This is a genomic window from Bathymodiolus heckerae thiotrophic gill symbiont (genome assembly GCF_900128515.1).
Taxonomy (GTDB): Bacteria; Pseudomonadota; Gammaproteobacteria; order PS1; family Pseudothioglobaceae; genus Thioglobus_A.
In genome coordinates this window covers 1-12,576 of record NZ_FQTP01000004.1, presented here as the reverse complement: position 1 = coordinate 12,576, position 12,576 = coordinate 1, and the positions used below count along the sequence as shown (strand labels likewise).

At 37.8% G+C, this 12,576-nt stretch carries 14 protein-coding genes; 12 read left to right on the top strand and 2 right to left on the bottom strand.

Features of this window, described 5'->3' with window-relative positions; all coding sequences use genetic code 11:
• Positions 1-33 precede the first annotated feature (33 nt).
• Genes lpdA through BTHERMOSOX_RS01005 form a run of 12 tightly spaced genes read left to right on the top strand, consistent with a single transcriptional unit; the run spans position 34 to position 10,896 of the window.
• Positions 34-1,440, top strand: coding sequence for a dihydrolipoyl dehydrogenase (gene lpdA / locus BTHERMOSOX_RS01060; protein WP_249360567.1), 1,407 nt, complete (start codon positions 34-36; stop codon positions 1,438-1,440).
• Between the two features lie 5 nt (positions 1,441-1,445).
• The gene (locus BTHERMOSOX_RS01055) at positions 1,446-2,102 is read left to right on the top strand and encodes a protein-L-isoaspartate O-methyltransferase family protein (RefSeq protein ID WP_138118567.1); all 657 of its coding nucleotides are present in this window, start codon (positions 1,446-1,448) and stop codon (positions 2,100-2,102) included.
• 23 nt (positions 2,103-2,125) lie between these two features.
• A complete protein-coding gene (locus tag BTHERMOSOX_RS01050; protein WP_138118566.1) occupies positions 2,126-4,501 on the top strand; it encodes an efflux RND transporter permease subunit in 2,376 nt (791 codons plus the stop codon).
• A gap of 13 nt (positions 4,502-4,514) precedes the next feature.
• Positions 4,515-6,065, top strand: a complete 1,551-nt coding sequence (gene nadB / locus BTHERMOSOX_RS01045; protein WP_138118565.1) for an L-aspartate oxidase — start codon at positions 4,515-4,517, stop codon at positions 6,063-6,065.
• A 2-nt stretch (positions 6,066-6,067) separates the two neighbouring features.
• Positions 6,068-6,559 carry a peptide deformylase gene (def, locus tag BTHERMOSOX_RS01040; protein WP_138118564.1) on the top strand — a complete coding sequence of 164 codons (492 nt, stop codon included), beginning with the start codon at positions 6,068-6,070 and terminating at the stop codon, positions 6,557-6,559.
• Between the two features lie 6 nt (positions 6,560-6,565).
• Positions 6,566-7,543, top strand: a complete 978-nt coding sequence (gene dusB / locus BTHERMOSOX_RS01035; protein ID WP_138118563.1) for a tRNA dihydrouridine synthase DusB — start codon at positions 6,566-6,568, stop codon at positions 7,541-7,543.
• Complete coding sequence (locus BTHERMOSOX_RS01030) at positions 7,540-7,770, top strand: helix-turn-helix domain-containing protein (RefSeq protein WP_138118562.1); 231 nt, start codon at positions 7,540-7,542, stop codon at positions 7,768-7,770. The genes dusB and BTHERMOSOX_RS01030 overlap by 4 nt, the downstream gene beginning before the upstream one ends.
• Before the next feature lie 48 nt (positions 7,771-7,818).
• The gene (gene purH / locus BTHERMOSOX_RS01025; RefSeq protein WP_138118561.1) at positions 7,819-9,360 is read left to right on the top strand and encodes a bifunctional phosphoribosylaminoimidazolecarboxamide formyltransferase/IMP cyclohydrolase; all 1,542 of its coding nucleotides are present in this window, start codon (positions 7,819-7,821) and stop codon (positions 9,358-9,360) included.
• Positions 9,361-9,368: 8 nt separating this feature from the next.
• Complete coding sequence (locus tag BTHERMOSOX_RS01020) at positions 9,369-9,782, top strand: hypothetical protein (RefSeq protein WP_138118560.1); 414 nt, start codon at positions 9,369-9,371, stop codon at positions 9,780-9,782.
• Positions 9,783-9,784: 2 nt separating this feature from the next.
• A complete protein-coding gene (locus BTHERMOSOX_RS01015; protein ID WP_138118559.1) occupies positions 9,785-10,297 on the top strand; it encodes an adenine phosphoribosyltransferase in 513 nt (170 codons plus the stop codon).
• Entirely contained in the window at positions 10,290-10,709 is a 420-nt protein-coding gene (locus tag BTHERMOSOX_RS01010; protein ID WP_138118558.1) for a 5'-methylthioadenosine/S-adenosylhomocysteine nucleosidase family protein, read from the top strand. The genes BTHERMOSOX_RS01015 and BTHERMOSOX_RS01010 overlap by 8 nt, the downstream gene beginning before the upstream one ends.
• Positions 10,699-10,896 carry a phosphorylase family protein gene (locus BTHERMOSOX_RS01005; RefSeq protein ID WP_138118557.1) on the top strand — a complete coding sequence of 66 codons (198 nt, stop codon included), beginning with the start codon at positions 10,699-10,701 and terminating at the stop codon, positions 10,894-10,896. The genes BTHERMOSOX_RS01010 and BTHERMOSOX_RS01005 overlap by 11 nt, the downstream gene beginning before the upstream one ends.
• Here the strand turns inward: BTHERMOSOX_RS01005 and dbpA are convergent.
• Positions 10,893-12,266: an ATP-dependent RNA helicase DbpA gene (gene dbpA, locus BTHERMOSOX_RS01000; RefSeq protein WP_138118556.1), complete on the bottom strand. Its 1,374-nt coding sequence runs from the start codon at positions 12,264-12,266 to the stop codon at positions 10,893-10,895. The two genes, BTHERMOSOX_RS01005 and dbpA, sit on opposite strands and share 4 nt — an antisense overlap.
• A 46-nt stretch (positions 12,267-12,312) precedes the next feature.
• The coding region (locus BTHERMOSOX_RS00995; protein WP_171004610.1) for a LysE family translocator at positions 12,313-12,576 on the bottom strand (264 nt) is incomplete at its 5' end.

Genomic DNA, 12,576 nt, shown 5'->3' with positions numbered 1-12,576 from the left:
CTCAATTCTGCAAGATATTAGAGAAATTTTATTATGATTACTAAAACTCAAGTTGTTGTTATTGGATCAGGCCCAGGTGGCTATACTGCTGCTTTTAGAGCAGCTGACTTAGGCAAAGAAGTTATTTTAATTGAACGCTATGAAGCGCTTGGTGGCGTTTGTTTAAACGTTGGTTGTATTCCTTCAAAAGCATTACTACATACCGCTCAAGTTATTAATGAGGCTGAAGAAGCAACACATTTAGGTGTGACATTTAACGAGCCAAATATTGACATTAATGGTGTACGCAGCAATAAAGAAAATATTGTTTCCAAATTAACAGCTGGTATTAAAGCACTTGCAAAAGCAAGAAAAGTAAAAGTTATTACTGGCTATGGAAAATTTATTTCTAATAATCAAATTGCTATTAATGATAGCGATGAAGTTATTGAATTTGAACAGTGTGTCATTGCTGCAGGATCTCGTGTAACCAAAATCCCAGCTTTTCCATTTGATGATCCGCGAGTTATGGATTCAACAGATGCGCTAGAATTAAGTGATATTCCCAAGCGCTTATTAATTGTTGGTGGTGGCATCATTGGTCTAGAAATGGCCACTGTATATGAAGCACTCGGCAGTGAGATCACCGTGGTGGAATTATCAGATCAGCTTATTGCCAGTGCTGATAAAGACATTGTTAACCCTTTATTCAGACGCATTAAAAAACGCTACGCTAATATTTTCCTTAATACCAAAGTAGCAAGCATGGAAGCAATAGACGAAGGCATTAAAGTTGGCTTTGAAGGTAAAAAAGCACCTGAATTTGACACCTTTGATAAAGTGCTAGTCTCGATTGGTCGCTCAGCAAATGGTAAATTGATTGATGCTGATAAAGCCGGTGTTGAAGTAGATGACTGGGGGTTTATTAATGTTGATAAACAAATGAAAACCAATGTAGAAAACATCTACGCCATTGGTGATATTGTTGGCCAGCCGATGCTTGCGCACAAAGCAGTTCATGAAGCTAAAGTTGCTGCTGAGGTTATTTGTGGACACAAATCTGGCTTTGACGCTCTTACCATTCCATCAGTTGCCTACACTGATCCTGAAATTGCCTGGACAGGCAAGACAGAAAAAGAGCTTAAAGCCGAGGGTGCTGATTATACAAAAGGTGTGTTCCCTTGGGCTGCAAGCGGTCGAAGCTTAAGTATTGGTAGATCTGAAGGCGTAACCAAAGGTTTATTCGATGCAAAATCTGGAAAAATTCTAGGTATGGGAATTTGTGGCACCAATGCAGGTGAACTCATTGCTGAAGCCACTTTAGCCATTGAAATGGGTTGTGATATGTCAGATATTGCTTTAACCATTCATGCCCACCCTACTTTAAGTGAAACCACTGCCTTTGCTGTAGAAATGGCTGAAGGCACAATTACTGATTTATTACCTCCTAAAAAACGATAAAAATTATGGACATATCGCAAGCTAGAAAAAACGCCATTGATAACCAAATTCGCCCTTGGGGCGGTTTGGACTACATTGCTAACAACGCTTTAAGAGATATTCCTAGAGAGAATTTTGTACCAGATAAATATAAAAACCTTGCCTTTGCTGATATTGAAATTCCGTTAACTGATAAAGCAAAAATGCTATCACCCAAAGTTGAAGGGCGACTTCTTGATGCACTTAAAATAAAAAAGAATGAAACCGTCTTGGAGGTTGGCACGGGTAGCGGCTATTTAACAGCTGTTTTATCAAAATTATGCAAGTCAATTACCAGCATTGAAATTGATGAGGGATTAAGTAATTCAGCTCAACAAAAATTCAAAAAATTGAATATTTCCAATATTACTCTAGAAGTTGGTGATGCCTCAAAAGGCTGGAAACGATCTACAGATTTTTTTGATGTAGTGGTTATTGGCACTTCAGTACCAAAAATTACCGGTCGATTCTTCCACTTACTCAATGTTGGTGGACGCATTTTTGTTGTCGAAGGTACGGAAAAAGCCATGAGTGCTAAAATTATCACTCGTCTTAGTGAGCATAAGTGGGAAACCAAATCATTATTCGAAACCCAGCTGGATGTTATGCAGGGCTTGAAAAAATCCACTAAATTTGAATTCTAACTTAGAAAAAATACACCAAAACTATGAACATGTTTTTTAATTTTGTTTTAAAAAAATCACTTTTAGGCTTAACCCTGCTCCTTATTATTGCGGGGTTTTTTGTTTCTCAAATTCCAAATTTTCAACTAGATGCTTCCTCTGACTCTTTGGTACTTGAGGGTGATGAAAATCTAGCTTTTTACCAAAGTATTAAGAAAAATTATGGCTCTGATGATTATTTGGTTATTTCTTATCAAGTAGAAGGTGATCTTCTCGATCCTACACAATTAACGCATTTAGAAAATTTTAAGCTAGATTTAGAGAAAATAGAACAAGTTAAATCAATTACTAGCATTTTAGATGTGCCTTTATTTCGCTCTCCGCCACTGTCATTAGTAAACTTAGGCAGTGAAAATATTACCATTGAAAATGGCAATGCCGATCTTACTCTTGCCATTAAAGAGTTTACAGCATCGCCTTTATATGCAAATAATCTGGTTAGTAAAGATGGAAAAACAACCGCTATTTTAGTTAGCTTAAAAGACAACCCAAGGTTTGAAGAACTTAGAGAGTCTCGCGATCAAATGCGCATTCAACGAGCTAATAAAACCCTTGATACTGAACAATTAGCCAAGCTTAAAAGTATTGAAAGACAAGTATTACGCAATGCAACCATTCAGGGCGATCAACAAGCTCAAACCATCACACAAATTCGCACACAAATCCTCAAATACTCTGATAAAGCCAGCCTATTCCTAGGTGGATTGCCAATGATCACTACTGATATCGTTAGCTATATCAGTAGTGATTTGATTGTTTTCAGTTTGGCAGTGATTGGACTAATGACACTAATTCTAGCACTTATTTTTAAAGGCTTACGCTGGGTGATTATGCCCATTGCTATTAGCATTACTGGCGCCTTAATCATGACTGGATTACTGGCATTTTTAGAATGGAAAGTGACTATTATTTCTAGCAACTTTTTCTCATTATTACTGGTAATGACCTTATCAGTCATTATTCATTTAGTCGTTAGATACCGAGAATTATCTCAACTCAATCCTGAATTTGGCTCTGATCAGCTAATCAAAGACACCTTAACCCAAATGTTCAAGCCTTGTTTATTCACCACACTAACAACCTTTGCTGCATTTGGATCACTATTAATTAGTGGCATTCGCCCTGTTATTGATTTTGGCTGGATGATGTCAATTGGCGTTACCATTGCACTGATATTGTCTTTCTTGGCATTTCCAATGATTATGTCACTATTGCCAAAAGCTAAAATTGCTACCCACAAAACTGAATTAGGCTTCACCACAACATTGGCTAAATTTGTAGAGCGCTTTGGCAATCATCTATTAATCGTTTTAGTTGTTTTTATTGGTGCCTCTGCTGTTGGGATCAACAAGCTTAGTGTAGAAAATCGATTTATTGACTACTTCAAAGAAAGTACTGAAATCAATCAAGGCTTAACTTTAATTGATGAAAAACTAGGCGGTACCATCCCATTAGAAATTATTTTCGATGATATAGCGGAAGACTATTGGTTCGATGAAGATCTGCGTGAAGAAATACACGAAGTGCATGAATATCTTGATAGCCTAGATGAAACTGGAAAAGTGCTTTCTATTGACACACTCATGAGTATCTTAACTCAGGCGAACGATGGCCAGGCACTCAATGGATTTTTCTTAAATATTGTTCGTGGTCAAATTCCAGAATCTGCCAAACAACACGTACTTGATCCTTATATTTCAGAGGAAAGCGGCCAGCTACGCATGGTGATTCGTATCCGAGAAACTAACAAAGAACTTAAACGTGGTGAGCTGATTGATAAAATCAACCATCATATCTCTGAAGAATTAGGCTTTCGTCCTGAAAGCTTCCGCTTAAGTGGCATGTTAGTACTTTATAACAATATGTTACAAAGCTTATTTGACTCCCAAATAAAAACCATTGCTGTTGTCTTTGGCATGATTTTTGTTATGTTTTTATTCATCTTCAAGTCAATCAGTTTATCTATTTTAGCCCTCATTCCAAATACGTTGCCATCACTATTTATCCTCGGCATTATGGGCTGGACCAATATCCCATTAGATCTGATGACCATTACCATCTCTGCTATTGCGATTGGTATTGGTGTTGATAATGCCATTCACTATATTCATCGTTTTAAAACTGAATTTAAGAAAGATGGTGACTATACAAAAACCATGTATCGATCTCATGCTAGTATCGGGCTTGCAATGTTCTACACATCAATTACGGTTACCTTAGGGTTTTTAATTTTGGCACTATCTAACTTTATTCCAAGTATTTATTTTGGTATATTTACGGCTATTGCCATGCTCAGTGCGCTACTGGCTAATCTAACGCTGTTGCCAAAATTGATTTTAATGGTGAAACCAAAAATCTAATCTACGCAAAACCATGTCTATACAGTATCAATTTGATGTTTTAATTATTGGCACAGGAAGTGCTGGTCTCATGAGTGCCTTGCAACTCTCAACCAATCTATCTGTAGCACTAATTGCTAAAGACGACCTATTAGAAGGTAGCTCTTTTTATGCACAAGGAGGCATATCAGCGGTTTTAGATGCACATGACAATTTCAAAGCACATGTGACTGATACATTATCAACAGCGTGCGGTTTGGCTGATGAAAAAGCAGTAAGTTTTATGGTGGAAAATGCACCTGCAGCTATTGCTTCATTAGAAGAATCTGGCGTTCACTTTACTAAAGACAATAACGATTACCATCTAACTACCGAAGGTGGACATACCCACCGGAGAGTGGCACACGTTGCTGATAAAACTGGGCAATCTATCCAGATAAATCTATTGGATAATGTCAAACAGCGTGACAACATCACTCTATTTGAAGATTATATTGCCATTGATTTACTTGTTAATAACGGCCAGTGCTTTGGTGCTTATATTCTCAATAAAAAAACTCATGAAGTAGAAAATTTTGTCACCCACAAGACTATCTTAGCAACTGGTGGTGCATCAAAGGTCTATCGTTATACATCAAATCCTGATACTTCGACAGGTGATGGCATTGCCATGGCAAGCCGTGCAGGTTGCTGTATTGTTAATATGGAATTTGCTCAATTTCACCCCACTTGTCTTTATCATCCGCATGCAAAATCATTTTTAATTTCTGAAGCTATTCGTGGTGAAGGTGGAAAATTACACCTTCAAAATGGTAAAACCTTTATGCACAAATATGATGAACGTGGCGAGCTAGCACCCAGAGATGTTGTTGCTAGAGCGATTGATTCCGAGATGAAATCAGGCGGTTTTGATTGTGCTTATCTTGATATATCATTCAAAGGCAAGGATTGGATTCAGCAACATTTTCCGACTATTTATGCGAAGTGTAAAAGTTTTGGTATTGATATTTCCAAAACTTCAATCCCTATCGTTCCTGCAGCGCACTATACTTGCGGTGGTATTGATACCAATCTAACCGGAAAAACCAATCTTACGAATTTATACGCCGTAGGTGAAGTAGCGCATACTAGTGTTCATGGTGCAAATCGCATGGCCAGCAATTCACTCTTAGAATGCATTGTATTTGCCAAATCGTGCGCACATGATATTAACCAACAAACACTGGATGATGTTTTTTTTCAATCAGAACCATGGGATGCTTCACGAGTTGCAGCTTCTAAAGAAAAGGTGGTTGTCTCTCATTTATGGGACGAGGTTCGTTCAATTATGTGGAACTTTGTTGGTATTGTTCGCTCAGATAGGCGACTTAATTATGCCAAGCATAGGCTCGAGCAAATTGAAACAGAAGTTGATGAATACTACAGCTTATATGTAATTTCTAGCGATTTAATTGAGCTTAGAAATTTGGTTAAAACTGCACAAATTATTATTAAATCAGCCCTTTCTAGACAAGAAAGCCGCGGCTTGCATTTTAATGAAGATCATCCACAGCAATCTGAAACTGCAAAAAACACTATAATATAGTTATGTTATTATCCATTCTACATTATCCAGATAAACGCCTTCGCACCAAGGCCATTCCAATCGAGAAGGTTGATGATACCATTCGCAGCTTAGTTAAAGATATGTTTGAAACTATGTATGAAGCACCTGGTATTGGCCTTGCAGCAACCCAAGTAGATCATCATATTCGCTTAATTGTAATTGACACTTCGGAAGATAAATCGCAGCCATTATGTTTGATCAACCCAGAAATCATCGAAAAAGATGGCGAACTAGAATGGGATGAAGGTTGTCTATCTGTACCAAATTATTACGAATGTGTTACTCGCGCTAATCATATTAAAATCAAAGCTCTCAATGAGAAAGGCGAAGAGTTTGAGCTAGAGGCAGGAGAAATACTGGGTGTTTGCATTCAACATGAGATTGATCATTTAGATGGTATTTTGTTTGTTGATCACCTGTCCAAACTAAAGCAAAGACGTCTGCTCGAAAAAACTCGTAAAGCTCAAAAATAAATTAAAATTGTGGCAATTAAAATTGGACCTTACAACCTAGACTCATCAGTGCTACTAGCGCCAATGGCAGGCACTAGCGATAAACCCTTTAGAATATTGTGTAAATCTTTGGGTGCTGGGCTTACTACCTCTGAAATGGTGGTTATCCAAGAACACCTACTCAATACTAATAAATCAAGATATCGACTAAATTTTGAAGGCGAACTAACCCCAATAAGTATTCAAATAGCAGGATCTGAAGCAAAAGAATTGGCTATTTCTGCGCAAAAAGCAGTTGAATTTGGTGCTGATATTATTGATATTAACATGGGCTGTCCAGCCAAAAAAGTATGCAACAAAGCTGCAGGATCCGCATTAATGCAAGATGAAAAGTTAGTTAAAAATATTTTAGAAGCAGTTGTTAGTTCAGTAGATATCCCAGTTACACTAAAAATGCGCACAGGCTGGAGTGTTGACAATAAAAATGCACCAACCATTGCACAAATTGCACAACAAGCCGGCATTCAAATGCTCAGTGTACATGGGCGTACAAAAGAAGATAAGTACAATGGCATGGCTGAGTACAACACCATTAAAACAGTTGTTAATCAAGTGAACATTCCCGTGATCGCTAATGGTGATATTACCAATGCTAAAAAAGCACAACAAGTGCTGGATTACACTCAAGCTTCTGGTGTAATGATTGGACGAGCTACTCAAGGAAACCCTTGGATTTTTAGCGAAATTAATCATTATCTAAAAACAGGAAAAATTTCTGACCCAGTACCACTTGAAGTTAAAAAAACCACCATTCTCCATCATATTCAACAAATTCACAGTTTTTATGGAGATTTTTTGGGATTGAGGCTCGCCAGGAAACACATTCTTTGGTATGCTACGCACCTTGATGAAAATCACGTTCAAGATTTTTGGAAAACCATCAATAAAATCACTGAACGAAAACAACAATTCAACATTTTGAAGGACTATTTAAGCCGACTATGAGCTCAACAGATTTACCCGCTTGTATCAATGCAAAACTAGCTCGCTATTTCGAGCGACTCGGTGGTGAGCAAGCGTCTGGCGTGCATAAAATGGTCACTAACGAAGTAGAGCCAATTGTCATTAAATTTGTTCTAAACTTAGTTGATAACAATCAAAGTGAGGCATCTCGAGTGCTTGGCATTAATCGTGGCACGCTAAAGAAAAAAATAGAACTCTATAAGCTCTAAAACTCTATAATAACCTTTGTAATTTAACTCCAAAATTCAAAGGAAAACATGTCTATACAACGCGCTTTAATCAGTGTTTCTGATAAAACTGGCATTACTGAGCTTGCTCAATTTTTAAGCAGTAAAAATATTGAAATTCTTTCTACGGGTGGCACAGCAAAATTATTGGCTGAAGAAGGCATTCCAGTGATTGAAGTATCAGACTACACCGGATTTCCTGAAATGATGGCGGGTCGTGTTAAAACGCTTAATCCAAAAATTCATGGCGGTATTTTGGCACGTCGCGGGCTCGATGAAAATGTCATGGCACAAAATGATATCAATCCAATCGATTTAGTTGTGGTTAATCTTTATCCTTTTCAAGCAACCATTGCCAATCCTGATTGCACCCTAGAAGATGCAATTGAAAATATTGATATTGGCGGCCCTGCCATGTTGCGCTCTAGCGCTAAAAACCATGCATCAGTAACCGTAGTGGTTGATGCATCTGATTACCAAGTTGTTATTGATGAGATCAATAACTCTGGTAACACCACACTTGAAACTCGCACAAAATTAGCATTAAAAACTTTTGAACATACAGCGCAATATGATGGCGCTATTGCTAACTATCTAGGCAAAGATGAAGATGGATTTTCAAACACAATGAACCTTCAGTTTCATAAAGTTCAGTCAATGCGTTATGGTGAAAACCCACATCAAAACGCAGCATTCTATGTTGAGAAAAATATTTCAGAAGCTTGTGTGGCATCTAGTTCACAACTTCAAGGCAAAGAAATGTCATACAACAACATGGCAGATGCGGATGCTGCACTAGAATGCGTACGCAGTTTTGATGAGCCTGCTTGTGTGATTGTTAAACACGCCAATCCTTGTGGTGTTGCTGTTCGATCTAACATTCACAGAGCCTATTTAGACGCCTTTAAAACTGATCCAACTTCCGCCTTTGGCGGCATCATCGCTTTTAATCGTCCATTGGATAAAGACACTGCTCAGGATATTATGGATAAGCAATTTGTTGAAGTGATCATTGCACCAAGTGTTGATACAGATGCCAAAAAAGTGCTTTCTGTCAAGCAAAATGTTCGTATATTAGAGTGTGGCAATTTAAGCACTGCACAACCTTCACTTGACTATAGGCGCGTTACCGGCGGCTTACTTGTGCAAGATAAAGATTTAGGTGTTATCACTGAGAACGACATTAAATGTGTGAGTGATATTCAACCAACAGCTGAGCAAATCAAAGATTTATTATTCGCTTGGAAAGTTGCAAAAATCGTTAAATCAAATGCCATTGTTTACGTTAAAAATGAAATGACAATTGGCGTTGGTGCAGGGCAAATGTCGCGTGTTTATTCTGCCAAAATTGCTGGCATTAAAGCTGCTGATGAAGGTCTTGTGGTAGAGGGATCAGTAATGGCATCAGATGCATTCTTCCCGTTTAGAGATGGCATTGATGCAGCAGCGCAAGCTGGCATTAAGGCCATCATTCAACCGGGTGGCTCTATGCGTGACAATGAGGTTATTGAAGCAGCTAACGAACATGGTATTGCCATGGTATTTACTAGTATGCGTCACTTCAAACATTAGGAGCTGTTATGTCAATTGAAACAATGGAAGTTTTTCCAATGATCCACTCGATTACCGTCGACAAGGAAAATGACCTAATTACAGAATTAGTTCAAGACATCAACGATGTCGAAGGTGTTAGGCAAAATTTATTGGAAGCTGTTGCTACCGTTCAGATGTATGAAAGAATTAAATTCTACCCTTTAGCGCCACCTACTTTTATTGAGGATGTTATGGGTAGCTTTGCGCAAATGGGCTTAAGTAAACACATTACTATTTCAGACAATACTTATCATGATATTTTTGGCTTCCCGGGCTGTACACGTGTATGGGAGCTTCCCTTAGTACTTAGAGATCAAGTAGAAGAAGCTTTGGTTGGCTACAAGGTTAACTATGATTCTGATTCTTGGGAAATTCTTGAAATTACACCACTAAAGAATTAATTATGGACCTTAATCTTTATATTAAAGATATTGTCGATTTCCCAAAAAAAGGCATTGTCTTTAAAGATATTTCGCCACTGCTAGCTAATCCAAAAGCATTCGCCCATGTGATTGACAACATTGCCAACAAATACAATACAAACTCTGTTGATAAAATTATTGGGCTAGATGCTAGAGGCTTTATTTTTGGTGCTGCTGTTGCTTACAAAATAGGCGTACCTTTTGTCATGGTGCGCAAGCCAGGTAAACTGCCAGACCAATGCATTAGTATTAATTATCAATTAGAATACGGTCAAAACACCTTTGAACTACATGAAAATTCAATCTCAGTTAACGATAAAGTATTGATTGTTGATGACCTTTTAGCAACTGGCGGATCAGTTAAAGCAGTTAGCCAATTAATCAAAACATTGCATGCCGAAGTTGTGGCGCTTGAATGTGTTATCGAACTAGGCTTTTTAAATGCTAGAAAAAATCTTGATATACAAATCAATGCACAAATAAACTATGACTAAAATCGGCATTGTTTGCGCTATGAGCAAAGAGGTTGAAAAAATCATTACTGCTTATGGGCTGGTTCAAATTGATAGCCACTTAGATTACAAAATTTATCAAAAAAATCACATTACTCTAATTGAATCCAACATTGGAAAAGTAGCCAGTACACTTGCAGTAGCAATACTGATTGACAAATTCAATATTGGCCGACTGATTAATATTGGCCTAGCAGGTGCTATCAATTCACTTCCTGCAGGAAGCGCATATTTTGTTAGCTCAGTCACTCAGCATGATGCCTTTATCCCTTTTGATGATTATCAACAAGACCTGTATCAAAGCATTGATTGCTATGTACCCGAGCATACCAATAAATCCATGGTTTTAACGACGGGCGATCAATTTCATCACCAACACTTCAATGATCAATAATAATGCTGATATGGTTGATATGGAAGGTTTTTCTGTTGCTTATGTGGCTAACAGATACGACATACCTGTTAGCTTAATCAAGGGTATTTCTGATGATGCTAATCATAGTAGCGAAGCTGAATTGTTTAAAAATTTAAATGCAGCTATGGATCAAACTATCTTATTGCTAAAAACAATTGTAAATTAAGACAAAATCCTCACTCTAAAATTTTTGCCTTTAAGCTTATCGTTTTGAATTTTCTTTAGTGCAACCTTAACCAAGCTTGACTCTACCGCCACATAAGACCAATTACTAGAAACTGTAATTTTTCCAATTTTGTCACCAGGTATGCCATCTTTTCCAGTCAGTCCGCCAACAATATCACCAGGACGAAGCTTATGTCTTTTACCGCCATCAATTTTCAAAGTGGTCATGGTTGGTTTTTTAATTGGTTTATCCAACAGAGTGTCGCCTGGTAATTCATCCGTGCTAATTTCAATCTCTAAATCGTCAAGCTTTCTAGTTTCTTTATCGCTATAAAAAGAGGCGGCAATACCGCTACGCCCTGCTCGTCCAGTACGGCCAATACGATGCACATGCACTTCAGGATCATGAGCAATATTAAAATTTACCACTAGATCCAATGCATCAATATCCAAACCCCTAGCAGCAACATCGGTTGCTACCAAAACTGAAATACTCTTATTAGAAAAACGAATCAACGCTTGATCTCGCTCACGCTGATCAAGATCACCATGAATCGCCAAGGCGTAAAAACCATAGTAAATTAACTCATCGGCCACATCTTGAGTATCACGCTTGGTGTTACAAAAAACCAGCGCAGAATCAGGCTTGTGCTTAGCCAGTAATAAGCGTAACGCATTCATACGCTCATCATCAGAATTAACTTGGTAGAAATATTGCTTAATGGTAGATTCTTCATGTGTTGAAGGCGCATTCACCACAGTTGGGTTTTTCATCACACGCTCAGCGATGTCTTCAATTTCTTGTGGAAAGGTAGCGCTAAACAATAAGGTTTGTCGATTGCTGGGAATTTTCTCAATAATATCATCAATCGCATCTTGAAAGCCCATATCCAGCATACGATCTGCCTCATCTAATACCAGTGTATCAATATGATCAAGTTTTAAGGTTTTCTTGCGCAAATGCTCTTCGATACGTCCAGGCGTGCCAACCACAATATGTGCACCATACTCTAAAGAGCCAATTTGCGGACCAAATGGTGCGCCACCACATAAAGTTAATACTTTAATATTATGCACAGCTCTGGCTAATTTACGGATCTCGTTTGCTACTTGATCCGCCAATTCACGAGTTGGACACAAAATAATTGATTGAACGCGAAAAGCTTTAACATCTAGCTTATTAAGCAACCCCAGGCCAAATGCAGCTGTTTTTCCTGAGCCGGTTTTACCTTGACCAATAACATCCTTGCCAGACAAAATCGGCGGCAAGCTTAACGCCTGAATCGGTGTCATTGAGTTGTAACCCAAAGTACTTAAATTTTTTAAAAGATTAGGCTCTAAATTTAAAGATGAAAAATCAAGATCACTCACAACAACTACCATTAATTAATATTCAATGAATTTTACGCTAATCTACTTATTGATCAGACAAACCTAGAACGATACCAAATCCTATAAAGGTTGAGCCGCTCAACTTATTAAACCTTTGACGATTATTCTTATTTTTTAACCACCTTTGAATATTACTAGATAGCATGGCATACAAGGAAAATGCGATAAATTGCACTAAGGCAATGGTTAAAGAAATAGTAAGCAGATGCACTATTTCAAAATTATTAACATTGATAAATTGTGGCAATAAAGCAGAAATATAAATCAATGCCTTAGGGTTTAAGAAAGT

What these genes read in the sequence shown, in the direction of transcription:
- BTHERMOSOX_RS01015 (WP_138118559.1), top strand. Translation starts at nt 9,785, where the DNA reads ATGGACCTTAATCTTTATATTAAAGATATTGTCGATTTCCCAAAAAAA.
- BTHERMOSOX_RS01055 (WP_138118567.1), top strand. Translation starts at nt 1,446, where the DNA reads ATGGACATATCGCAAGCTAGAAAAAACGCCATTGATAACCAAATTCGC.
- lpdA (WP_249360567.1), top strand. Translation starts at nt 34, where the DNA reads ATGATTACTAAAACTCAAGTTGTTGTTATTGGATCAGGCCCAGGTGGC.
- def (WP_138118564.1), top strand. Translation starts at nt 6,068, where the DNA reads ATGTTATTATCCATTCTACATTATCCAGATAAACGCCTTCGCACCAAG.
- purH (WP_138118561.1), top strand. Translation starts at nt 7,819, where the DNA reads ATGTCTATACAACGCGCTTTAATCAGTGTTTCTGATAAAACTGGCATT.
- BTHERMOSOX_RS01010 (WP_138118558.1), top strand. Translation starts at nt 10,290, where the DNA reads ATGACTAAAATCGGCATTGTTTGCGCTATGAGCAAAGAGGTTGAAAAA.
- BTHERMOSOX_RS01020 (WP_138118560.1), top strand. Translation starts at nt 9,369, where the DNA reads ATGTCAATTGAAACAATGGAAGTTTTTCCAATGATCCACTCGATTACC.
- BTHERMOSOX_RS01050 (WP_138118566.1), top strand. Translation starts at nt 2,126, where the DNA reads ATGAACATGTTTTTTAATTTTGTTTTAAAAAAATCACTTTTAGGCTTA.
- nadB (WP_138118565.1), top strand. Translation starts at nt 4,515, where the DNA reads ATGTCTATACAGTATCAATTTGATGTTTTAATTATTGGCACAGGAAGT.
- BTHERMOSOX_RS01030 (WP_138118562.1), top strand. Translation starts at nt 7,540, where the DNA reads ATGAGCTCAACAGATTTACCCGCTTGTATCAATGCAAAACTAGCTCGC.
- BTHERMOSOX_RS01005 (WP_138118557.1), top strand. Translation starts at nt 10,699, where the DNA reads ATGATCAATAATAATGCTGATATGGTTGATATGGAAGGTTTTTCTGTT.